Annotated in this window: 17 protein-coding genes; all 17 read left to right on the forward strand. The window is 71.0% G+C overall.

Going from position 1 to position 23884, the window contains the following annotated elements; genetic code table 11:
* Positions 1-170: 170 nt before the first annotated feature.
* The 17 genes from ACTJI8_RS09405 to ACTJI8_RS09485 all read left to right on the forward strand — a co-directional run bounded on the left by ACTJI8_RS09405 (position 171) and on the right by ACTJI8_RS09485 (position 23854).
* Positions 171-6254: an Ig-like domain-containing protein gene (locus tag ACTJI8_RS09405; RefSeq protein WP_440733158.1), complete on the forward strand. Its 6084-nt coding sequence runs from the start codon at positions 171-173 to the stop codon at positions 6252-6254.
* Positions 6255-6315: 61 nt separating this feature from the next.
* A complete protein-coding gene (locus ACTJI8_RS09410) occupies positions 6316-7287 on the forward strand; it encodes an AAA family ATPase (RefSeq protein WP_440733159.1) in 972 nt (323 codons plus the stop codon).
* Between the two features lie 94 nt (positions 7288-7381).
* The gene (locus ACTJI8_RS09415; RefSeq protein WP_440733160.1) at positions 7382-8650 is read left to right on the forward strand and encodes a DUF58 domain-containing protein; all 1269 of its coding nucleotides are present in this window, start codon (positions 7382-7384) and stop codon (positions 8648-8650) included.
* The gene (locus ACTJI8_RS09420) at positions 8647-11175 is read left to right on the forward strand and encodes a transglutaminase-like domain-containing protein (protein ID WP_440733161.1); all 2529 of its coding nucleotides are present in this window, start codon (positions 8647-8649) and stop codon (positions 11173-11175) included. Before ACTJI8_RS09415 ends, ACTJI8_RS09420 begins: the two co-directional genes overlap by 4 nt.
* The gene (locus ACTJI8_RS09425; RefSeq protein WP_440733162.1) at positions 11172-12554 is read left to right on the forward strand and encodes an RDD family protein; all 1383 of its coding nucleotides are present in this window, start codon (positions 11172-11174) and stop codon (positions 12552-12554) included. Before ACTJI8_RS09420 ends, ACTJI8_RS09425 begins: the two co-directional genes overlap by 4 nt.
* Complete coding sequence (locus ACTJI8_RS09430; protein ID WP_440733163.1) at positions 12551-13390, forward strand: PP2C family protein-serine/threonine phosphatase; 840 nt, start codon at positions 12551-12553, stop codon at positions 13388-13390. Before ACTJI8_RS09425 ends, ACTJI8_RS09430 begins: the two co-directional genes overlap by 4 nt.
* Positions 13390-14967: an FHA domain-containing protein gene (locus ACTJI8_RS09435; protein ID WP_440733164.1), complete on the forward strand. Its 1578-nt coding sequence runs from the start codon at positions 13390-13392 to the stop codon at positions 14965-14967. The genes ACTJI8_RS09430 and ACTJI8_RS09435 overlap by 1 nt, the downstream gene beginning before the upstream one ends.
* Positions 14964-16691, forward strand: coding sequence for a serine/threonine-protein kinase (locus tag ACTJI8_RS09440; protein ID WP_440733165.1), 1728 nt, complete (start codon positions 14964-14966; stop codon positions 16689-16691). Before ACTJI8_RS09435 ends, ACTJI8_RS09440 begins: the two co-directional genes overlap by 4 nt.
* On the forward strand, positions 16691-17437 hold the full coding sequence (locus ACTJI8_RS09445) for a hypothetical protein (RefSeq protein ID WP_440733166.1): 747 nt from the start codon (positions 16691-16693) through the stop codon (positions 17435-17437). Before ACTJI8_RS09440 ends, ACTJI8_RS09445 begins: the two co-directional genes overlap by 1 nt.
* Positions 17438-17560: 123 nt before the next feature.
* On the forward strand, positions 17561-17851 hold the full coding sequence (locus ACTJI8_RS09450; protein WP_378804792.1) for a WXG100 family type VII secretion target: 291 nt from the start codon (positions 17561-17563) through the stop codon (positions 17849-17851).
* Between the two features lie 122 nt (positions 17852-17973).
* Complete coding sequence (locus tag ACTJI8_RS09455) at positions 17974-18318, forward strand: hypothetical protein (RefSeq protein ID WP_440733167.1); 345 nt, start codon at positions 17974-17976, stop codon at positions 18316-18318.
* An 11-nt stretch (positions 18319-18329) separates the two neighbouring features.
* Positions 18330-19631: a putative T7SS-secreted protein gene (locus tag ACTJI8_RS09460; RefSeq protein WP_440733168.1), complete on the forward strand. Its 1302-nt coding sequence runs from the start codon at positions 18330-18332 to the stop codon at positions 19629-19631.
* Complete coding sequence (locus ACTJI8_RS09465) at positions 19628-20236, forward strand: hypothetical protein (RefSeq protein WP_440733169.1); 609 nt, start codon at positions 19628-19630, stop codon at positions 20234-20236. Before ACTJI8_RS09460 ends, ACTJI8_RS09465 begins: the two co-directional genes overlap by 4 nt.
* Positions 20233-21099 (forward strand): hypothetical protein, encoded by an 867-nt coding sequence (locus tag ACTJI8_RS09470; protein ID WP_440733170.1) that lies wholly within the window; start codon positions 20233-20235, stop codon positions 21097-21099. The genes ACTJI8_RS09465 and ACTJI8_RS09470 overlap by 4 nt, the downstream gene beginning before the upstream one ends.
* 84 nt (positions 21100-21183) lie before the next feature.
* Entirely contained in the window at positions 21184-21858 is a 675-nt protein-coding gene (locus ACTJI8_RS09475) for a hypothetical protein (protein WP_440733171.1), read from the forward strand.
* Between the two features lie 119 nt (positions 21859-21977).
* Positions 21978-22268 carry a WXG100 family type VII secretion target gene (locus ACTJI8_RS09480; RefSeq protein WP_378804792.1) on the forward strand — a complete coding sequence of 97 codons (291 nt, stop codon included), beginning with the start codon at positions 21978-21980 and terminating at the stop codon, positions 22266-22268.
* A gap of 89 nt (positions 22269-22357) precedes the next feature.
* Positions 22358-23854 carry an RDD family protein gene (locus ACTJI8_RS09485; RefSeq protein ID WP_440733172.1) on the forward strand — a complete coding sequence of 499 codons (1497 nt, stop codon included), beginning with the start codon at positions 22358-22360 and terminating at the stop codon, positions 23852-23854.
* Positions 23855-23884 lie beyond the last annotated feature (30 nt).

Below are 23884 nucleotides of genomic sequence, written 5' to 3' on the forward strand. Positions count from 1 at the left end.
GTCCCGGCCTATGCGGACAGCCGGATCCAGGCCTGTCGGCGGGGAAATCGATCGAAGGATGGATGGGGATTCCTCCCCATCGCGCCTCCCAGGATCCCGACATACACTCTTACAGTCCCCTGACAGTTACGCATGGGACAGCTGTGCTTGACGTTCGGGGGGAAACCGTGGTGAAGTCGTTCGCGTGGTTGCGGATGCGACCGAAGACCCTCGCGTCCGCCGCCGGAGTGACCGCCGCGGCGGTCGCCGTCGCCGGCATGGCGTTCGCCTACGAGGGCAATCCCACCGCCGAGGTCGATCTGCACGACGGCGGCGTCTGGCTCACCAAGACCTCCAGTCTGCTGGTCGGCCACTTCAACAACGAGTCCCGCGTGCTCGACGGCGGCCTGCGCACCGGCAGTGAGAACTACGACGTGCTGCAGTCCGGCGGCACCGTGCTCGTCGACGACCGCTCCGCCTCCACTCTGACCAGCATCGACCCGGCGCGCGTCGTGCTCAGCGACGCCGTGCTCATCCCCGGTGGAGCGAAGTCGGTGCTCGGCGGCACCACCGTCGCGATCCTCGACCCCAAAGAGGGCAAGCTCTGGGTGCGCGCAGCCTCGTCCCTGAGCGGGTTCAAGGCCGCAGGCACGAAGCCCTCCGCCACTCTCGGCGCCGGCGCCGACGTCACCGTGGGCAAGGACGGCACGGTCTACGCCGTCTCCGCCAAGGACCGCAGCATCGTCACCGTGCACGTCGACCGGCAGGGCGACGCGCAGCCGCCGTCCACGGAGAAGATCGACCTCGCAGACAAGGCGAAGCCCACGATCACCGTCGTCGGCAGCACCCCCGTCGTGCTCGACGCCGACGCCAAGACCGTGTTCGCGGGCGGGCACCGCACCGAGCTCAGCGGCTCCGAGGTGAAGAACCTCGATGCCGCCGTGCTGCAGCAGCCGTCGGCCGAGAACGGCTCCGCGGTGCTCGCGACCGCCGACGCCCTGATCTCCGTGCCGCTGGACGGATCCGCGCCCTCGGTGCAGGATGCCGGCGGCACCGGGGCTCCCGCGGCGCCCGTCTTCCTGAACGGCTGCACCTACGGTGCCTGGGGCGGATCCGCGAAGTTCGTCCGCGACTGCATCGGATCCGGCAATGATCTGACCTCCTCGATCGAGGGCGCAGAGAGCAGCACCACCCTCGTGTTCCGCGTCAACCGCGACGTCGTCGTGCTGAACGACACCGCGAGCGGTGCGGCCTGGATGGCCACCGACAACCTGCAGCGCGTGGACAACTGGCAGGACATCGTGCCGCCGGAGGGCGACACCGAGAAGCAGGACGAGACCAGCGACGACCAGGTCGAGACGACGCTGCCCAAGCGCACGCCCGAGAACACGGTGCCGATCGCGCACGACGACGACTTCGGCGTGCGCCCCGGCCGCACCACGCTGCTGCCCGTGCTCGACAACGACACGGACGCCGACGGTGACGTGCTGGTCGCCTCGCTCGCGCAGGAGCAGCCGTCGCTCGGCGATGTGCAGCCCATCAACAACGGCGGGGCCCTGCAGATCGCGGTGCCCGACAGTGCGACGGGATCCGCGTCGTTCCAGTACCAGGCCGACGACGGCCGCGGCGGCAAGGCCACGGCGAACGTCGCGGTCAGCGTGCACGACTGGAGCGTGAACGCCGCCCCCAAGCAGAAGCGCACGCCCGGCCTGCTCGTCGAGGCGGGCGGTGCGGTCACCTACAACGCGCTGCCCGACTGGATCGACCCCGATGGCGATGACGTGTACCTGAAGGAAGTCGAAGCCGCCCCGGGCGACGAGGTGGACTACACGCCGGACGGCCAACTCACCTACCGGGCCGTCGCCAGCCTGCCGGGCCGCAAGGAGATCCGGATCCAGGTCGCCGACGCGATGGGAGAGCTCACCAGCGGCGTCATCCGCCTCGACATCCGGCCGGCCGGCACCACGGCGCCGAAGACCAACGCCGACCACTACCAGACCCGTGCCGGCGAGCAGGTCACGGTGTCGCCGCTGCTGAACGACTCCAGCTCCGGCAAGGAGCAGCTGCGCCTCACCCGGGTCGACGAGACGCCGGGCGCCGTGATCACGCCGAACTTCGGCGAGGGCACCTTCACGTTCCAGGCGGAGCTGCCCGGCACGTACTACATGCAGTACCTCGTGAGCGCCGGCCCGAACGCGGTGCCGGGCCTCGTCCGCGTCGATGTGCTGGACAAGACCGCCGAGGCGGCGCCGCCGATCGCGGTGCGCGACGTCGCCCTGCTGCCGAGCGGCGGCGACGTGCTCGTGGGCGTGCTGAACAACGACGAGGACCCCGCCGGCGGCATCCTCGTCGTGCAGTCGGTCACCGTTCCCCCGCACAGCGGCGTGGCGGTGTCGGTGCTGAACCACGAGACGCTGCGGATCACGGATCAGGGCAACCTCGACCAGGAGGTGCGGATCAAGTACCGCATCTCGAACGGATCCAAGTCCGCCGACGGCGACGTGATCGTGATCCCGATCCCGGCACCCGCCAAGCTGGATCCGCCGACCGCGAACGACGACACGGCCGTCGTGCGCGCCGGTGACGTCGTGACGATCCCCGTGCTGGACAACGACAAGCACGCGCCCGGCACGACCCTGCACGTGGCGCCGAAGCTGATCGAGCCGCTGGTCGATCCGAAATTCGGCGAGGCGTTCGTGTCGCAGGACACCGTGCGCTTCCGCGCCGGTGACACCCCGCGCACCGTCTACGCGACCTACGAGGCGGTGGACTCGAACGGACAGAAGGCTGCCGGGTACATCACGATCCAGGTCCTGCCCGTGGACGAGAAGACCAACACCGCGCCCCGCCCGCACGACCTCACCGTGCGCGCACTGAGCGGCACCAGCGTGCGCATCGCCGTGCCGCTGGACGGCCTGGACTCCGAGGGCGACTCGGTCGAGCTCGTGGGTCTCGACTCCGCGCCGAAGCAGGGCAAGGTCATCGAGGTCGGTGCGAACTTCCTCACCTACCAGGCCTTCGACAAGGCCAGCGGCATCGACAGCTTCACGTACAAGGTGCGCGACCGGCTCGGCAAGGAGGCGACCGCGACGGTCCGCGTCGGCATCGCTCCCGGGGCGAACATCAACCAGGCCCCGTACGCCGTGAAGGACTCGATCGTCATGCGGCCCGGTCGCACGGTCGCCGTGGCCGTGCTGACGAACGACTCGGATCCCGACGGCGACACGATCGGCCTGGTCAAGAACGGCATCGAGACCGCCGCGGGCGTCGATGGGCTGAAGGCCACCGTCTCCGGTGACCGCGTGCTCATCACTGCGCCGAACCGGGCGCTGCAGACTTCGGTGCAGTACACCGTGGCCGACTCGAAGGGTGCGACGGCCACCGCGCCGGTGCAGATCACGGTCGCCGAGGACGTGCCGCTCGTGGCGCCGATCGCGCGCGACGATCGCATCCAGGCCTCCGACGTGAAGGGCGAGAGCCTGCAGGTCGAGGTGCCGGTGCTGGACAACGACGAGGATCCGGACGGCACGGTCGACGCCCTGAAGCTCGGCGTCTCCGACGCCACCGCGAAGGTGCTCCCGAACCGCAAGATCCAGGTCACCGTCACGGACAAGCGCCAGCTGGTGCAGTACTCGATCACCGATCAGGACGATCAGACCGCCTCGGCGTTCATCTTCGTGCCTGCGCTCTCCGAGCTCGCGCCGGCCCTCCGCTCGACCAAGCCGGTCGAGGTGAAGAGCGGCGAGACCATCGACATCCCGCTCTCGAAGTACGTCGCCGTCGCCGGCGGCGGAGAGGTGCGGATCACCGAGGCAGGCAAGGTCAGTGCCGTCAACAGCAACGGCTCCCCGCTGCTGAAGGACGAGCACACCCTCGTGTACACCTCGAAGCAGGGCTACTTCGGTGACGACGCACTGACCTTCGAGGTGACCGACGGCACCGGCCCCGACGACCCCAAGGGACGCAAGAGCACGCTGAGCCTGCCGATCAAGGTGCTGCCGCCGGACAACCAGCCGCCCGCGTTCACCAACGCGCAGGTGTCGGTCGCACCGGGTGAGGAGGCGCAGAAGGTCGACCTCGCTGCGCTGACGAAGGATCCGGATCCGGGCGACGCGAAGAAGATCAGCTACAAGATCACGAAGCAGCCGGAGAACGGCATCAAGGCGAACCTGGACGGTTCGACCCTGAAGGTCGAGGCCGACTCGTCCACTGCCAAGGGCAGCGGTTCGACGGTGCAGCTGAGCATCACCGACGGCAAGTCGGAACCGGTCACCGGCACGGTCTCCGTGACGGTCGCCGCGTCCACCCGCCCGCTGCCGGTCGCGAACGAGGACACGGTGCCGCAGGCCGATCAGGGCAAGTCGGTCACGATCCCCGTGCTGGAGAACGACGTCAACCCGTTCCCGGACAAGCCGCTGAAGATCCGCTCCGTGAGCGTGCAGACCGGTGACGCGAACGCCTCCGTGCAGGGCGACAAGATCGTGGTCACGCCCGACGCCAAGTTCGTCGGGCAGGTCGTGGCGACCTACCGGGTGCAGGACGCGACGAAGGATCCGGACCGCGAGGTCGACGGCCGCATCATCGTCACGGTGCAGGGTGTTCCCGACGCACCGGGCGCTCCGCAGGTGACCAGCGTGCAGGACCGCACCGTGGTGCTGAACTGGAGCCCGCCGTCGAACAACGGCGCCGAGATCACGGGTTACACCGTGCGTGCGTCGAGCGGCGGCAGCTACACCAAGCAGTGCGCGTCGACGACGTGCACGCTGGACGGGCTGACGAACAACGTCGAGTACACGTTCGCGGTGACCGCCACGAATCGTGTGGGCGAGGGCAAGCCGTCGCCGACGTCGGCCGTGGCGCGTCCGGACGCCCGTCCGGACACCCCGAACCCGCCGACGCTGAAGTTCGGCGACAAGTCGCTGGACGTGTCGTGGACCACGCCGACGACCCCGGGATCCCCGGTGTCCTCGTACAACCTGGAGATCTCGCCCGCTCCGCCCAGCGGCGTGGCGACGAAGACCGGCGTCACCGGCAACTCGCTGAAGTGGGACGGCCTGGAGAACGGCGCGAACTACCAGGTGCGCGTGCAGGCCGTGAACCGGGCCCCCGAACCGTCGAGCTGGTCGGGCTGGTCGGCGTCGGAGATCCCGGCGGGTCCGCCGACGGCGCCCGGCACACCGCAGGCGCAGAGCGCGCCGTCGGTGGGCAGCCAGTCGCAGATGACCGTGACCTGGACCGCCGCCGGCCCCAACGGCGACGCGATCTCGAGCTACGACCTGCAGGTGCTCCGCGGGGGATCGCTCGTGAACACCGTCAAGGTCGCCGGCACTCTGAACTCCCAGACCGTGACCGTGGACAACTCGTCCTCGGACTACACCTTCCAGGTGCGCGGCAACAACAAGGCCGGCGCGGGCGCCTGGTCTGGTGCGTCGAGCCCACGGCGCGCGTTCGGAACCCCAGGCCCTGTCACGATCACCTCCGCCAAGGAGGGTGACAACAACATCGCGGTGAGCTACCCACCGGCCGACGGCAACGGTGCGAGCGGGTCCGAGGTCCACTACGAGTACTCGACGGGTGGCGGGTGGAGCCGCAACTGGGACGGCACGAACATCCCGGCGGCGAACAACGGCACATATACGGTGTCGGTGCGCGCGTACTCCGTGGTCGGCGGTCAGGAGTCCCAGCCGGGCGCTGCGGGCTCGAAGGGCGGGCTGCAGCCCTATGGCCCGGTGGGAAATCCGGGCGCCCGGGCCGTCAACAACGGCCAGAGCGTGACACTGAGCTGGTCCGCCCCGGCGCGGAACGGACGCGACGTCTCTATCAAGATCAGCGTCGACGGCGGCGGCTGGCAATCCGCGGCGGACAATGGCTCGACGACTGTCGGCAACGGCTATGACCAGACGCACTCGATCAAGGTGCAGGCCTTCGACACAGCCGGGCAGTCCTCGAACATCGCCCAGGACTCCGCCAAGACCGACAGTCCGCCGCCGCCGCGCGTCTGGGTCACCCAGGGTGCCGCCGCCGGCAGCAACTGCGTGAACGGCTGCCGCCTGATGGTCGTGAACTGGCAGAACCTGAAGATCGGCAGTTACAACGTGACCTGCCACTCCAGCGTGGACGGCCAGATCGGCGGCAACCACACCGTCAACTTCGACGGCTCGGGCAGCCAGCAGCTCTCCTGCTGGAAGGGCCGCGACGGCGTGGACGTCTGGGTCGACATCGTGGGCTGGGGCGACGGCGTGGACACCGAGAAGAGCTTCTGGCCGAAACCTTAGCCGGGCGCCGTCCCGGCCACGCAGCACTGCAGACGAACACAGATCAGAGGAACGACAAGAGATGACGATGACCCCCGAACAGGCCGCCTGGTTCCAGGGCACCTTCAGCCGTCTGGCCGACAACGTCGACCGCGCGGTGCAGGGCAAGCGCGACGTGGTGAGCCTGGTGCTCGCCTCGATGCTGGCCGAGGGCCACGTGCTCCTGGAGGACGCCCCCGGCACCGGCAAGACGAGCCTCGCGAAGGCGCTCGCGGCGACGGTGCAGGGCACGAGCACCCGGATCCAGTTCACGCCCGACCTGTTGCCGTCCGACGTGACCGGCGTGACCATCTACGACCAGAACTCGCACACGTTCGAGTTCCATCGCGGTCCGGTGTTCGCCTCGATCGTGCTCGCGGACGAGATCAACCGCGCCTCGCCGAAGACGCAGTCGGCGCTGCTCGAGGTCATGGAGGAGTCCCGCGTCACCGTCGACGGCGTCCCGCACGAGGCGGGCCGCCCGTTCCTGGTGATCGCCACGCAGAACCCGATCGAGCAGGCGGGCACCTACAAGCTGCCCGAGGCGCAGCTGGACCGCTTCCTCATCAAGACCTCGATCGGCTACCCCGACCTCGAGGTCACCGCGTCGATCCTCGCGGGCGCCGCCGACCGCAACCCGTCCGCCAAGCTCGCCCCGGTCATCACCACGAGCGCCGTCGCAGACATGGCCGACCTCGCCGCCGCGGTGCATGTGGAGCCGGCCGTGCTGCGCTACATCGCGGAGCTCGTCGAGGCGACCCGCGACGACACCGCGATCCGCCTCGGCGTCTCGGTGCGCGGGGCCCTGGCCATGGTCCGCATCGCGAAGGTGTGGGCGGCCGCCCACGGACGGCACTATGTGCTGCCCGACGATGTGAAGGCGCTCGCGCGCCCGGTGTGGCTGCACCGCCTTCTGCTCGACCCCGAAGCGGAGTTCGCCGGCACCACCGCCGAGACCGTGATCGCCCGCGTGGTGGAGAAGGTCGCCGCTCCCCAGGCGCGCGCCGCCGCCTGAGCGGAACACCGGTCCCTGAACTCGTCGCAGGGACGCACCGAGAGAACAGGTCCCTTCGACAGGCTCAGGGATCGCCCGAGGACAGAGAGCACTCATGACCACGACCGCCCAGGCGCGCGGCACCGACCGCCCGGCCGGCTCCGACCGCGAGGCCGGCTGGCGCGACATCGCCGCACTGGTGCTCGCGCGCATCGGCACACGGCTGCGTCTGATCGCGTCCGCCGTGCGCCCCCTGGCCTGGGTGCTCGGGGCGATCGCGCTGGGGTGCCTCGTGATCGCCCTGCCGCTGGGCTGGATCGAGGTCGTCGTGATCGCGCTCGTGATCGTCGTGGTGCTCGCCCTGTGCGCGGTGTTCCTGATCGGGCGCACCGCCTACGACGTCTCCCTCGACCTCGCCCGCACCCGGGTCGTCGTCGGGGAGCGCGCCGTGGGTGCGCTCACCCTGACCAACCGTGGCTCCCGGGCGATCCTGCCCTCCCGCGTGGTGCTGCCGGTCGGCGCCGGGCGCGGTGAGTTCGGCATCAAGCGGCTGGCTCCGGGGGAGGAGGCGGAGGAGCTCTTCGCGATCCCCACCCACCGCCGCGGCGTCGTCTCGGTCGGCCCCGTCAGCGTCGTGCGCGGCGACCCGCTCGGGCTGTTCGAGCGGGCGCACCGCCGCGACGACCCCATCGACCTGTTCGTGCATCCGCGCACGATCGTCTTCGACGGGCAGTCGCTCGGATTCCTGCGCGACCTCGAGGGGCTTCCGGCCTCGGATCTGTCCCGCGACGACGTCTCCTTCCACGCGCTGAACGAGTACCAGCCCGGCGACGATCTGCGCCGCGTGCACTGGCGCTCCTCCGCCCGCACCGGCGTGCTCATGGTGCGCCAGTACGAGGAGACGCGCCGCTCGCACTTCGTGATCGGGCTGAGCCGCAACGCTGCCGAGTTCGCGGAGCCGGACGAGTTCGAGCTGGCGATCTCGCTGGCCGGATCCGTCGGCCTGCGCGCGATCCGCGACTCGCAGCGCGTCGACCTGCGCGTGCAGGGCCGGGCGCTCCCCTCCAGCACGGGCAAGCAGCTGCTCGACTCCCTCGCCGGCGTCGAGGAGGGGCGCGCCAAGGACGGCGGGCTGGCCGCACTGGCCGGCACGGTCGCCGCGCACATGCCGCTCTCCAGCGTCGTCGTGCTCGTCGGCGGAAGCCGCACCTCCCCGGAGGAGCTGCGCGCCGCGTGCGCCCGCCTGCCGTTCGGCTCTCGCGTGCTGGCCATCGTCGCCGATCTCGGCGAGGCGCCCTCGCTGCGCCGCATCGGCGAGGCCGACGTCATCACCGTCGGGGCGCTCGAGCAGCTGCCCCTCGCCCTCGGGAAGGTGCTCGCATGACCGCGCCCGCAGAGACCCGCTCCGGCCGCCGGGCGAAGACCCCGAAGGCGCCCCGGACCCCGAAGACGTCCCCGGCTCCGAGAGCCCCGCGCGCGCGGCTCTCCCCGCGCCGCGTGCTGATCGACCTCGTGGCGGTCGCCCTGCTCATCGGCGTCGGCATCGTGGGCTGGTGGCCGTCCTTCGCGGGCGGTTCCTACCTGCCCGCCGCGATCGGCGGTCTGGTGCTGGGCCTGGGCGTCGCGCTGCTGTGCGCCTGGCGCGGGTGGGGCATCCTGCCCACCGCCGGGCTCACGCTGCTCGTCTATTTCGTCTTCGGGGGCGCGCTCGCCCTCCCGCAGACGACGCTGCTCGGCGTCGTGCCCACGGGGGAGACCCTGGGCGCGCTGTCGGCCGGCGCCGTCACGAGCTGGAAGGCGATGCTCACCACGGTCGCTCCGGTCGCGGTCGGCGACGGCTACGCCCTGGTGCCGTTCCTGTCCGCTCTCGTGGCGAGCGTGGTCGCCGCCGCGCTCGCGCTGCGGCTGCGTCGCGTCGCGTGGGCGCTCATCCCCGCCGCGGTGCATCTCATGCTCGTGATCGCGATGGGCGTGCCGGATCCGGCGGCCCCCATCGCGCAGGGCGTCGTGTTCGCCCTCGTCGCGGTGGCGTGGCTCGCACTGCGCGGCCTCGGCGAGGCCGCCGACGCGGCCGTGTCGGTCGCGGCCGACGGATCCCATTCCTCCGCGCTGCGCCGCCGCCGCATCCTGGCCGGCACCGCCGTGCTCGTCGTGGCGGGCCTGGCAGGCACCGGCGTCGCCGCCGCGACCACCCTCGCCGAACCCCGGCACGTGTTCCGCGACGTGGTGCTGCCGCCGTTCGACGTGCACCAGTACGCGAGTCCGCTGCAGTCGTACCGCGGGTACGTGAAGGACCACCGCAAGGACACCCTGTTCACCGTGAAGGGCCTGCCGGAGGGCGCCAGGATCCGGGTCGGCACGATGGACGCGTACAACGGCGTCGTCTACGACGTGTCGGACAAGGGCATCGGCTCGTCCGGCGCGTTCAGCCCGATCCGCGACAACATGTCGGCCGACGCGACCGGCTCGCCCGCGACGCTGGACATCAGACTGGACCAGTACACCGGCGTCTGGGTGCCCGATGCCGGCGAGGTGAGCACCATCACGTTCGCCGGATCCGACGCCGACGCGCTGCGGCGCGGCACCTTCTACAACGAGTCCACCGGCACGGCCGTCGCCACCACGAAGCTGAAGAAGGGCGACGCGTACACCGTCGACACGACGATCCCGAAGACCTGGACCGACAAGCAGCTCGAGGGCCTCGACTTCGGTGCGGTCGCCATGCCGAAGCAGGCCGAGGCGCCCGAGAAGCTCGCCTCGCTCGCCTCGGACACCGTGGCCGACGCGAAGACCCCGATCGCCCAGGTGCGGGCGCTGGTGAAGAAGTTCTCCGAGGAGGGCTTCTTCAGCCATGGCCTGGACGGCGAGGCGCTGAGCCGCGCCGGCCACACCGAGGAGCGCATCTCCACGCTGATCGGCGGAGAGCAGATGATCGGCGACGACGAGCAGTACGCTGTCGCGATGGCGCTCGCGGCGCGCTCGCTGGGTATTCCGGTGCGCGTCGTGATGGGCTTCTACCCGGACAAGGGCCAGAAGGGCACGTTCTCCGCCAACGGTGACAACCTGCACGCCTGGGTCGAGGTCAACTTCGAGAAGGCCGGCTGGGTGGCCTTCGACCCGACCCCGCCGAAGGACAAGGTCCCGCAGGACCAGATCACGAAGCCGAAGGTCGTGCCCAAGCCGCAGGTGCTGCAGCCGCCGCCCCCGCCGCAGGAGCCGGTGGACCTGCCGCCGAGCGTGCCGGACCAGCGCGGCAACCAGGACGGCCCGGACAACCTGTGGAGCATCCTCGGCACGATCCTGGCGATCGGCGGCAGCCTGCTGCTGGTGCTCGCCATCCTCGCCGCGCCCTTCATCGTGATCGGCGCGTGGAAGGCCGCCCGCCGGCGCAAGCGCCGTGCGGCCGCGCTCGCCGCCGACCGCATCAGCGGCGGCTGGGACGAGCTCACCGACCGCGCGGTGGACTACGGCGCCCGCATCCCCGCCGGCGGCACCAGGGCCGAGGAGGCGCAGACCGTGGCCACCGCGCTCACCGTGCCCGCCGTCACCGCGCTCGCCGATCATGCCGACGCGCAGGTGTTCGGTCCGACCGAGCCGACCACGGAGGACGTCGACGCGTTCTGGCGCGAGGTCGACGGCATCGTGGCGGGCCTGAGCAGCCAGGCGAGCTGGCGCCGGCGCATGCTCGCACGCCTCAGCCTGCGCTCGCTGCTCGGCGACACGCGTCTGTCCGCCGGCGTGCAAGGCCTGCGCGACGCCGCGGCCGAGCGCATCCGGCGCCCCGGGAGCGGCTCTGGCGCCGTGGGCGGCGGAACTGGCACGATCGAGAGCACTGCAGCAAAGAGCACGGCAGCGAAGACGGGCGGAACCCGAACCGCCCGCCCCGGATCCGAGAGCGAGACCCCATGACGAACGCCCCGAGCGGGTCAGGTGCGGCCAACGCGCCTGTCGCACCGATCCCGCGGCGCGCGATCGCCTATGTCATCGACGCCGCGATCGCCGGGGTCCTCTGGATCGTCGGCGTGGTGGTGTCCTACGTCATCGCCGGATCCGGCGCGGACGGCCTGTCCGCGATGCTCGCCGCGCTGGCGACCGGCCTGGGCATCACGGCATTCGTGCTGCTCGCCTGGTTCCTCGTCTACAGCTTCCTGCAGGGATCGGGCGGATCCGTCGGCATGCGGATCATGAAGCTGCGGCTCGTGCGCGACGGCAGCGAGGCGCCCCTGGGCTTCGGTCGCGCGCTGCTGCGCAACGTCGTGTTCGGGCTGAGCACTGCGATCGTGGTCGGCTACTTCACGCCGCTGTTCGATGGATCCGGCCGGTTCCAGGGCTGGCACGACCGCGCCGCCGGTGCGCTCATGCGCGATGTGCGCGGCGCGACGGCCCCGGTGTCCGTGGCAAGCGCTCCCGGCGCGGTTCCGGCTGCGCCGCTCGTCCCGGTCGCCCCGTCCGGGCAGCCCGGTGCCGCCCACGCACCGGCCGCCCCCGCGTCCTTCGCCCCGCCGCAGCCCGACGCCCTGTTCCCAGTGCGGGAACCCGGCGCACTGTTCCCGCCGTCGGTGGAGCCGGTCGGCCCGCAGGACGGGCACACCGGATTCACTCTGCCGCCCGCACCGAATGCCGCACCGACGCCCGCCGCCGGACCGGCTGCCGCGGGAGCCGCTGCCGTCGCCCCTGCCGGGGTGGCCGAGGTCGACCCGCACGACGCCACCGTGCTGTCGCCCGCCGCGCAGGCTGCGGCGGCCGCCGCGCACGAAGGCGCCATGATCACCGTGGTGCCGGGGGTCAGCCCGTCCGTGCCCGCACCCACGGCCGCCCCCGTCTCCGGGCCCGAGACGGTGGCTCCCGCGCGGCCTCCAGTGCCGGCGGCTCCGCCCGCCTCGGTTGAGGCCGCGATGGCGCTTCCCCCGGTGGCGCAGCCCGCCGACGACGAGGACCTCGAGGAGACCCGGATCTCGATCCCCGGGCATCGGCTGCAGTTCGTCTGGGACGACGGCGCCCGCGCCACGGTCTCCGGGCGCACGCTGTTCGGACGCAATCCCGCCCCGGAGGCCGGCGCGATCGTCGTGGTCGTGCGGGACGAGACGCTCTCGCTGTCCAAGACGCACTTCGAGGCGGCGGCCGAAGCGGCCGGCGGCTGGGTCATGGACCGGCATTCCACCAACGGCATGACGATCGTGCGCGACGGCGTGCGGATCGCCTGCCCGCCCGGCGAGCGGGTGCGCATCCGCCTCGGCGACGCCATCGAGATCGGCGACCGGATCGTGACCGTCGGAGGCTACGCGTGATCGCGCCCATCGTCGCCCGCGCGGGCGCATCCACGCACACGGGGCTGCGCCGTGCCCTCAACGAGGACGCGCTCTTCGCACAGGCGCCGCTGTTCCTCGTCGCCGACGGCATGGGCGGGCACCAGGCCGGCGACGTAGCCAGCGGCACCGTGATCGAGGGCTTCGCCGCCCTGCAGGGTCGCCCGGCGCTCACGATCGACGACGTCAGCTTCACACTCGCCCGCGTGCGCGCGGCGGTCGACGCCATCGCCGGTGTTCCCCTCTCGAACGGGGGGATCTCGAAGGCGGGCACCACGCTCAGCGGCGTGACGATCGCGGCCGTCGACGGCGTCGGATACTGGCTCGCGATGAACATCGGCGACTCGCGCACGTACCGGCTCTCCGGCGGCGTGCTGGAGCAGATCTCCGTCGACCACTCGGTGGTGCAGGAACTCATCGACTCCGGCGAACTGCTCGCGACGGACGCCCCGAGGGATCGCCGACGCAACATCATCACTCGCGCCATCGGGGCCGGCAGCACGGGGGAGGCCGATTACTGGATGATCCCCGCTCGCGTCGGCGACCGGATCCTGGTCTGCTCGGACGGTCTGAGCAGCGAGGTGGGGGACGACGAGATCCGCACTCTGCTCACGGTGCACGAGGACCCGCAGTCCGCCGCCGATCGCCTGGTCGAGCGTGCGCTCGAGCACGGCGGGCGCGACAACGTGACCGCGGTCGTCGTGGATGCGATCCACGTCAGCACCCGTCCGGGGAGCGACGGCACGACCGGGATCGACGACGAGGACATCGACTCCGACACGCGACCGCGTGCCGAGGCCATGGGAGGGATGCGCTGATGAACACCGTCTACCGCGCAGGGTCATGGTTCGCTCTGATCGGCCCGGAGGCCGTGGTGGCGCTGCCGCCGGACTCCGGGGTCGCTCTCGTGGAGCGCCTGTGGGAGCAGATCGCCGCCCCCGAGGTCGCCTTCTCCGACGTGGTCGACGCGCTCACCGCGGCCGGAGGGGGATCCTTCTCCGCCATCCCGCCGTTCGCCGCCGTCGTGCGGGAGGGCGAGAACGCGCGCATCGCCGTGCGCGGACGCGTCATCGCCCGGGTGCTCACGGCCGAGGACGAGCGCGAGATCACCGGCGCCGAGGTCACCACGTGGAGCGAGCGGTTCGTGCCCGCGATGACCGGGATCGAATTCCGTGTCGAGGACGGCGGTGCGGATCCGGCTCTGCCGATCGTCGCCGGCGTGGTCCGGGCTGCGAGCATCGCGGTCGGCGCCGCCGCCGAGCCCGCTCCGGTCGCCGAGGTGCGCGAAGAGGCCCCCGTCGCGCTCTCGAGCGTCGCCCCCGAGGAGGACGCGGTCGGCGAGGTCGCCGAAGAGGCCTACCTTGAGGATTCGGTTCCCGAGGCTTCCGAAATGGCCGGCCCGGAGGTTCCTGCCGCGGTGCCTGGCGCCTCCGAAGAACTCCCCGAGGACGATGCGCTCCCGGACGTGCTCGGCGAAGAGCTGGAGCCGGAGCCAGAGCCGGAACCGTTGGCGGAGTCGGAGTCAGAAACGGAATCCGGGCCCGAAGCTGGTCCCGAGGCCCCCCTGCCGGTCCCCGATGCTCAGGAAGCGACCTCTGCGGACGAGGTCGTTTCGACCAGCTCAGCGATCGGGATCACGACGCAGGACCCCGCGCCGTCGTCGGCAGATCTCGACGATGTCGACGACACCGTGCTGGGCACGCCCGCGGCGCTCGAGACGATGCTGCCCCCGGCGGACACCATCGCCGCACCCCTCGGCGGACACACGCTCGACTTCTCGCCGGTTCCGGTCGCGGCGCAGATCGCGCAGGCGGTCGCCGACGACGACGGCGACCACGACGGCGCCACGATCTCTCTCGCCCAGGCCCGCGCGATGCGCGGCGACCTCGCGGCCGGCCTTCCGGCGCCCGCAGAACCCGCGACGCCCGCGGGGGGCCTCCCGGAGCCGGTCTCGGCCGTGCCGATGTCGGCCGCGCCGGTCTCGTCGGTGCCGGTCTCCTCGGTGCCCGGCATCACCGAGGACCCGGGCGCCGCGCGGACGGCCGACCCCGTGACGGGTCCGCGGATCCGGCTGTCCTCCGGGCAGGTCGTCGCTCTCGATCGCACCGTGGTGATCGGCCGCCGCCCGCGCGCGACCCGTTCCAGCGGCGCGACGCTGCCGCACCTCGTCGCCGTGGACAGCCCGCAGCAGGACATCTCGCGCAGCCATCTCGAGATCCGGCCGGAGGCGGACGCGGTCGTCGTGCTCGACCTGCACACTACGAACGGATCCACCCTGCTGCGTCCCGGGACGGATCCGGTGCGGCTGCACCCCGGCGAGCAGACGATCGTCGTCACCGCAGACGTGATCGATCTCGGCGACGGCATCACGGTCGCCTTCGAGGAGTTGCCGTGAGTCGTCCGCCGTCCCCGCCGCCGCAGCTGGACGGGTTCGAGTACGTCGAACCGCTCGGCACCGGCGGCTTCGCCGACGTCTTCCTCTACGAGCAGCAGCAGCCGCGCCGCCGTGTCGCGGTCAAGGTGCTGCTCGCCGACCGGCTGGCGTCGGGTGCGGCGCAGGAGTTCGCCGACGAGGCGAACGTGATGGCGATGCTCTCCACGCACCCGGCCATCGTCACGATCTACCAGACCGGCGTGGCCTCCGACGGCCGGCCGTACCTGGTCATGGAGTACTGCCCCCGGCCCAACCTGCAGCAGCGCGCCCGCAAGGAGCCGTTCAGCGTCGCCGAGGCGCTGCGCGTCGGCGTGCAGGTCGCGGGTGCGGTGGAGACGGCGCATCGCGCCGGCGTGCTGCACCGCGACATCAAGCCGGCGAACATCCTGGTCACGGCCTACAACCGGCCCGCGCTGACCGACTTCGGCATCGCGTCGACCACGGGCGCGGCGAGCGAGGCCGCGGGCATGTCGATCCCGTGGTCGCCGCCGGAGTCGTTCGGCGACCCGCCGCGGGGCGGGGTGCGCTCCGACGTGTACGCGCTCGCCGCGACGCTGTACACGCTGCTCACCGGCCGCAGCCCGTTCGAGAAGCCGGGCCAGCGCAACAGCGGCGCCGACCTCATCGCGCGCATCGAATCCGAGCCGCTGCCGCCGCTCGGCCGTGCGGATGTGCCGGAGAGCCTCGGCCGCCTGCTCGAGCGCGGCATGGCGAAGAACCCCGACGACCGCTTCGGCAGCGCGGTGGCGTTCGCGCGCGCACTGCAGAAGATCCAGATCGAGCTGAGCCATTCCGTCACGCCGATCGACATCGTCGACGACCACCAGCCCGAGCCCGACCACGACGATGACGACGACGGCCTGACCCGGGTGCGCGAGGTCGTCAGCATCGACCCCAGCCACACCGCCACCCGGCCCTCGGCGACGACGAGTCCCGTGCTGCCGCCCGCAGGCGTGCCGGCCCCGGGCCCGCGCTTCGACGCCGTCCCGGCGGCGGATCCGTCCGTCACCGATCAGACCGTGATCCGGGCGCCGCAGGACGCTCCCGCGGCGACGGCTCCCGCCCCGATCGCGCCCCCGGCCTCCGTGCCCGCTCCGGAACAGGGCGACGACGCCCCGACCATGCTGCGTGCTCCGCGCACGGTCAGCCCGCTCGCCGGCGCCCCCGTCGTGCAGGATGCCGGCCCCGAGCTCGTGGCCGGGATCCCCGCGGCTCCCGCTCACAGAGCGACCGGCGCCCCGGCCACCGAGGTCCCCGATGCGCCGAGATCCCGCAAGGGCCTGCTCTGGGGTCTTGTCGCCGTCGTGGCCGCGATCGTCCTCATCGGCGGATCCGTCATGACGGTGAACATGCTCAACGCGAATCCGCCCACGCCGAAGCCGAGTCAGTCCACCGACGTGAACCCCGTGGACCCGCTCGGAGACATGGCAGCGGCGCCGAAGGATGTGGCCGGCACACCGGACGGCGGTGGCGGCGTGCGCTTCACCTGGAGCAACCCGAAGCCGCAGACCGGCGACTCCTACCTCGTGACGGTGATCACGCTCGCCGGCGACGGCGACACCACGAAGGTCGAGAAGCCGGAGATCACCGTCCCGGCGCAGGCCGGCGGCCAGACCTGCGTCGACGTCGTACTGCGCAGGGAGAACGGCTCCGGATCATCGCCGGTGCGGGGGTGCACGAAGTGATGTCTCAAGATCCCGAGGTCACGCAGGATCCGTCCCGCGCGCGTATGACGGTCGAGTTCGCGGGCGAGTACTTCCCGCTCCAGCAGGGCGGTCGCTTCGTCGTGGGACGCGAGGGCGACCTGTCCATCGACGACAACCTGTTCCTGCACCGGCACTTCCTGGAGATCGCCGAATCCGGCGGCCTCTGGTGGCTGGCCAACATCGGTGCGCGGCTGCAGGCGACCGTGACGGATGCGACCGGCGGCGTGCAGGCCTGGCTCGCGCCGGGCGCGCGCCTGCCCCTGGTGTTCGCGACCACGAGCGTCGTGTTCTCGGCGGGGCCGACGACCTACGAGTTCACGATCCACTCCTCTGAGCCGACCTTCCGCGAGACCCGGCGCGAGCGCGAGGTCGACGGCGATTCCACGATCGGCGAGGTTCCGCTCACGCTCAGCCAGAAGCAGCTGCTGCTCGCACTCGCCGAGCCGCTGCTGCGCCGCGACGGCACCGGCATGAGCGCCATCCCATCCAGCGCCGACGCCGCCGCGCGCCTGGGCTGGACGGTGACGCGGTTCAACCGCAAGCTCGACAACGTCTGCGACAAGTTCGACCGCATCGGTGTGCCCGGCATGCGGGGCGGTGCGGGCGGATCCGCCACGAACCGGCGCGCGCGCCTCGTCGAGCACGTGATCGCCTCGCGCCTGGTCGCCAAGGCCGACCTCGCGCTGCTCGACGTCGCCGAGGCGGATCCGACCGACGCGGAGTGATCCGGCCCGGATCCGGCGCCTCGCGGGCATGGGGAGTCCTCCCCATCGACGGGGTTGTGGTGGGGTTGTTAGGTTCTTCTTGTCGGGCCGGTGGGGTCCGGTCCAATCGATTACCGGAGGTGGATGATGGCCGATTTCGGTGCGTCTTATGCGGAGATGGAGCAGGTGGCTTCGTCGCTGTCGCAGGCTCGTGATGACATTCAGGGTCAGCTGGACACTCTGAAGGGGCAGGTGGACAACCTGCTGGGTGAGGACTTCAAGACGCAGCATGCGTCGGGCAAGTTCGGTGAGGGTTATGGGGAGCTGACCACGGGTTTGAAGCAGGCTGTGGATGGCATCAATGACATGTCGGAGTCGCTTCTGGGCATGATGCGCGCGATCCAGGATCTGGACACGCAGCTCGCCGGCGGCTGACACCGGCCGTCCATCACGTGGAGAGGGGCGCTGTGCAGGATCCGTCCCGCACGGCGCCCCCTTTCGTGGTGGATCCGCACGACTTGCAGGCGCCCGTAGGGCGATGACACGGAGGGCATGACATGGCGGGGGACGGAGTTCTCTACCCGATCGATGATCTGAAGACGACCAGCGCGCAGCTGATCGCGATCGTCGACGAATTCGAGGCGGCGTCGAAACGACGGGACGACCTCGAGCACGCGGTGGGCCGGCCGGACGGCGACGATCGCCTGAAGAATCGCGTGCACGACTTCGAGGGCAATTGGGACGACAGCCGCGACAAGCTGCTGTCCAAGCTCAAGGAGATCTCCGACCGGGTCAAGGGCACCGTCGACGAGGTCACCAAGACCGACACCGACATGGCCAGCTCGATGCAGCAGTCCGGCCAGGGCACGGGCGGCGGCCACGGTCGCGCCGCGACGAACTGAGGGGGAGCGGGATGAAGACGCACAAGGGGCACGAGGTCGCCGTCATCGAGGGCGACGCCTCCGCGATCAGCGATCGCGGCACGACCATCACGACACTCGCGACGCAGATGACCACCGCCGCGCAGACCCTGCAGGACATCAAGAGCGGCAAGCTCGTCGGCAAGGGCTACGCGATGGACAAGATCAAGGACGTCGTCGGTGATGTCCATGGCGATCTCGACGAGGCCGGCCGTCGCTACAAGCCCGCGGGCAAGACCCTCACCGACTACGCCGGCGTGCTCGCCACGGTCCAGTCCCAGATGAAGACCATCGTCAGCGACTGCGAGACGAGTGAGAAGGCGCTGGCGACGGCTCAGACCGACGCGGATCAGGCGAACCACGCGCTCGCCCTGCATGCGACGGCCGTTGCCGACCATCCGCCGACCCCGGATCAGGAGGCGTCGTCCAAGAAGACGGGGGACACCCTCTCCGGTGCCGCGACCTCGGCGCAGTCGACGCTCGCCACGGCGGGCAAGGAGCACGATCACAACCTGCACCGCTTCGACACCGCCTACGACACGTGGAGCGACGCCTACGACGACGCCGTGAACGGGCTCGGCGACGCCAACAAGATCGGCAAGGACAGCCGCTGGGAGAACATCGCCGGCGTGCTCGCGGTGATCTCGGAGTGGGTGTCCTGGATCGGCCTCGCGATCGCCGTGCTGGGCCTCATCATCGGCGGACCGTTCTTCGCGATCGCCGCGCTGGTCGTCGGCGTCATCGCCCTCGCTCTCACCGTCGCGCTCATGTTCGACGGCCGGAAGGGCTGGGGCGATCTCGCCTGGGCGATCGTCGGGGTGCTCCCGATAGGCAAGCTCGGTCAGGGGTTCGGCAAGTTCTTCAAGGCGATCCCCAAGCAGCTCACCGGCCCGCTCGGCCAGATCCGCAACATCCGCGGGATCTCGGCCGTCGCGAAGAACGGCTGGAAGGCCGGATCGAAGGTGAACTTCGCCGCGTTCGTCACCAAGGTCTCAAAGACAAGGATGACGGGGCCGTTCTCGCTGGCAGGGCTCGGGCAGCGCTTCCTCGGCGGGGCGAACCGCTCGTTCACGGTCGCGTTCCAGGACGCGGCGCAGGCGGGCACGGGATATGGGAAGCAGCTCGTCAAGCAGCTTCCCACCGCGTTGCAGGACCTTGCGAAGGGCTCGGCGCCATCGACATGGGAGAAGGCCTGGAACGTCTACAAGTGGGCGGACAAGGGTGTGGCGATGTCGAACGGGAAACCGTCGGGCGGGCTGTCGCCGGCGAAGATCCTGAACGGCCTGGTGGGATGAGCCCATCGATCACGCGCACCCCGGGCTCGGCCACCTGGGATCTCGCGTACGACTCGGCCTGGTTCCTCCCGCTTCCGACGTCGGACCAGCTCAGCGCCGATCCGGCCGCGGAGGACGCGTGGGTCGACGGGGTGCTCGCGCACTATGCCGACCGTGCTCCGGTGACAGACAGGGACCGTGAAGCCCTCGCGCTCACCGCGCGAGGGCTGCTGGCCATGGTCGATGATGCGGCGACGCAGCTGTGGTTCGTGCCGCCCGGCGCCTACAGCGATGTACTGATCGGGATCACCGTCGGCGACGTCGAAGGGCTGGATCCCGATCGACTTCTGGCGGAGATCGGCTCGCTGCCCGATGCCACGGCATCCGACATGATCGGGGTCGACACCGACAATCTCGGAACCGGCGTGCTCGTGCGTCGCACGTCTGCAGCGGTGGTCGATGACGTGGCGGTGCCGATCGCGAACTGGACCGTCGTCCTCCGCAAGGGCGAGTGGGTCACTATCGTCGAAGCCATGGGATCCACTCTCGAGACCTTCGCCGCGCTCGAGCAGCATCTGCCGCGCCTGCTGGCCGGCATCTCGCTGCCCGACGGCATCGCCCCATGAGCATCGCGCCCTGGTTCGAGGCCGCGGCCGAGTTCGAGCGGGACCTCCTGGCGCGCAACGCGTCGCTCGCGGAGCTGCATCGTCAGGCGCAGGTCTCGGGGGCGTCGCGCATGAAGGAAGCCGCCGCGCTGCGTGCCCCGTCGCCCTGGCAGGGCACCGTGTCGTCGTCGGGGATGCGGCAGGCGCTCCTGGAGGCGGAGGTCTTCGCGCTCCTGCAGGAGTACGCGACCCGTGCCGCCGCATCGATCGATTCCGCCGACGCGGCACGCTGGTCTGCTCTGGTGGGCGAGGGGCTGACCCGGTCCGGTCGCGGACTGCTCGTCGACGAGGTGCACAGCAGCTCCGCCGGTGCCCTCCTGCTCCGTGAGGCGTGGGGTTTCAGGCCCGCCGTGCCGAACCGCCCGCTCATCGACTGCGCCTGCGGCTACGCCGAGAGCGGCGTCATCGGCAAGGGGCTGTGCATCGAATGCAGCGAGCTCGTGGCGCGCAGATGGAGCGCCGAGGAGCTGCGTCAGCTGGCGATGGTGCCGGAGTACCGTGCCAGGGTCGAGGAGATCCTGGCTGACGCGGAGGCGCGCCAGAACAAGCAGATCGGCGCGCGCAGCGAGACGCCGCTGGACGATGTGCGTGGAAAGCGCGCACGGGCCGGCCGGCGTCTGCGGTGGTTGCGCCGGTCGATGCGGAGTGCCCTCGCGGCGAGCGGGGGACTCCCGTCCGCGCGCTGGCAGCAGCTAGGGGCGCTCACGGCGCGATCGATGCAGACGTCGCTCCGCTTCGAAGCGGCTCGCGCAGGCAAGCGCGGGCTCGGCGCCGCCGGGCTGGCGGCGCTCGCGATGAAGAGCGATCGTGACATCATCGGCTGACTCCGCGCCGGCGCAGCTCATCCGCCCCGCCCCGTGCGGCGGGCACCGGCCCCGTATCACCGATCGACGGCAAAGGACGACGACATGGGAACGATGAACGATCTCGGGATCGAGCTGAGGTTCGGCATCCCCGCCTTCCGGTTCGTACTGCCGCCCGGCTGGGTGCAGCACGTGCCGACGAACGTCGCGCAGGAGGACGACGTCAAGCGGGCCAGCGCGATTTTCCGGCAGGCGAACCGCCCGGATCTGGATGCGGAGTTCCGCACCCTGATGGCGCAGACCAGCCAGGCGATGGCGCGCACCAAGGTGTTCGCGATCTACCGCCAGGAACAGGTCGAGATGGACGAGCTGCTGCCGATGTCGATCACGGCATCCGCGCTCAGCGCCGCGGATGGCGAGAACCTCGACGGCTGGGTGTCGGAGGCGTTCCGCACCAAGGGCGCGCAGTTCCTGGACGAGGACGCGAAGCACATCGTGCGATGGCGGTCCGAGCCGCAGCGCCCGGCCGACGCGCGCCGGATCGAGGGGGTGAGCGGGCGCACCCTCACCTACGTGATCCCCGCTCCCGGCACGCAGCGCCGCAAGGCCCTCGTCTTCACCACCACGATCGTGATCCCGGACGGCGACGTCGTGCCGGGCGAGGTCGTCGACTCCCTGGAGCTGCTCAGCGACGCGATGATCTCGACGTTCACCTGGGAGCGCGAGCTCGAGGAGCCCGTGCTGCCGGCCGCCTCAGGGGGCGACGACTCCGTCGACTGATCCTGCCGAGGCCGATCCGGCGGCATGGGGAGTCCTCCCCATCGACGGGGTTGTGGTGGGGTTGTTAGGTTCTTCTTGTCGGGCCGGTGGGGTCCGGTCCAATCGATTACCGGAGGTGGATGATGGCCGATTTCGGTGCGTCTTATGCGGAGATGGAGCAGGTGGCTTCGTCGCTGTCGCAGGCTCGTGATGACATTCAGGGTCAGCTGGACACTCTGAAGGGGCAGGTGGACAACCTGCTGGGTGAGGACTTCAAGACGCAGCATGCGTCGGGCAAGTTCGGTGAGGGTTATGGGGAGCTGACCACGGGTTTGAAGCAGGCTGTGGATGGCATCAATGACATGTCGGAGTCGCTTCTGGGCATGATGCGCGCGATCCAGGATCTGGACACGCAGCTCGCCGGCGGCTGACACCGCGAACACGATCGAAGGGCCGGTGCGCGACACCGGCCCTTTGCTTCGTTCGGATCCGGCATATCGGATTGATAACGTGGGGGGATATGAGCCTGTCGAACGACATCTGGGAGATTCCGGCCCAGATCACCGACATCGAGGGTCTGGATGCGCAGGGGCGCCCTGATCCGGCGTATGCGCAGGCGATCGGCCTCGTCCCGGCCCGCACCGGGATGCGGGTGCTGTCGACCCTTCTGGAGCTGGTCGTGGCGCTCGTCATCGCCGTTCCGGGAACGATGGCCGGCACGAACCTGGTGCTGCTGAGCGCGGCGGATCCGGCCGGTCTCCTGGCCCGCAAGGACCTGATCTGGATCCTGCTCCCGCTGATCGTGTCGTACGCGCTCATGCTGATCTACACGCTCGTTCAGCTCATCCTGCACGGCCTCAAGGGCGTGACGCTCGGCAAGGCCGTGGCCGGGATCCGCACCGTCAACGTGCGCACGCTGGAGAAGCCGGGTTTCTGGCGCGGCGCCGTGGTGCGCTATCTGATCCTCGCCGCATCGTTCCTGGTGCCGCTGATCGGCCCCCTGCTCGTGATCGCGCTGTCGCCGCTGTTCGACGCGGAGCGGCGCGGGCGAGGCTGGCCCGACCGGGTCGCGGCCACCTGGCTCGTGGATGTCCGCCGGGGCCTGAACCCGTACGACGGCAAACGCATGCGCATCGCCCGCAAGCAGATCACCACCCAGGTGCATGAGGCCGCCCCGGCGCTGCCGTCGTTGGCCACGCCCACAGACCGCGACGCCCCCGCGGTGTACGTGCCGACCGGGCGCTTCTCCGGCGGTGTGGTCGGCGCGCATCGCGCCGCGGCTCCGACGCCCTCGCCGTCCGGCGCACCCGCGCCGTCCGCTGTCCCCGGTGCGCCCGTCGTGGGCGTGCCGTCGCTGGCCACGCCCGCGACCGCGCAGGTCGGCCCCGCCGGCTCCGCGCCCGCCGTCCCGGCGCCCGCTCCCGCCGACTCCGGCGCTCCCGCTTCGGCCGTAGCACCGTCCGTGCCGGCGCCGGCCGCGTCCGCGCCGGCGAGCACCTCGGCCGGCGGGTTCGCCCCACCCCCGGCTTCCGGCGAGGCCGCCTGGCAGCCCCCCACGATCGCGCCGGTGGCGGCCGCCGCGGCTCCGGCAGCACCTGCGGCGCCCGCCGTGCCGGCTGCATCCGCGGCACCCGCCATGTCCGACGCCCCGCGCGCAGTGCTCGTGATCGACAACGGCGAGCGGGTCGAGGTGCGCGCCGCGACGCTCATCGGGCGTGCTCCCGCTGCCAGTCCCTCGGCGGGGGCAGGGGCGGACGCCTCGACAGGCTCGGCGACGGGCGAGGGCGAAGTCCAGCTCGTGCGCGTGCCCGACGAGACGCGCTCGGTCTCCAAGACCCATGTGGCGATCCTGCTCTCGCGTCGTGGTGTGGTCGCGGTCGATCGCGGCTCCACCAACGGCAGCTCGATCGTGCGCGACGGCGCGGAGCATCCGCTGACCCCGGGACACCCCGCCGAGCTGCGCGCCGGTGACGTGCTGCGCTTCGGCGACCGCAGCCTGCGCGTGGAGCAGGCATGACCCCCGGCGCCTGCGCGGCCGCCGCAGACA

Source organism: Microbacterium sp. 22303, assembly GCF_052045265.1.
In the GTDB taxonomy this organism is placed as follows: domain Bacteria; phylum Actinomycetota; class Actinomycetes; order Actinomycetales; family Microbacteriaceae; genus Microbacterium.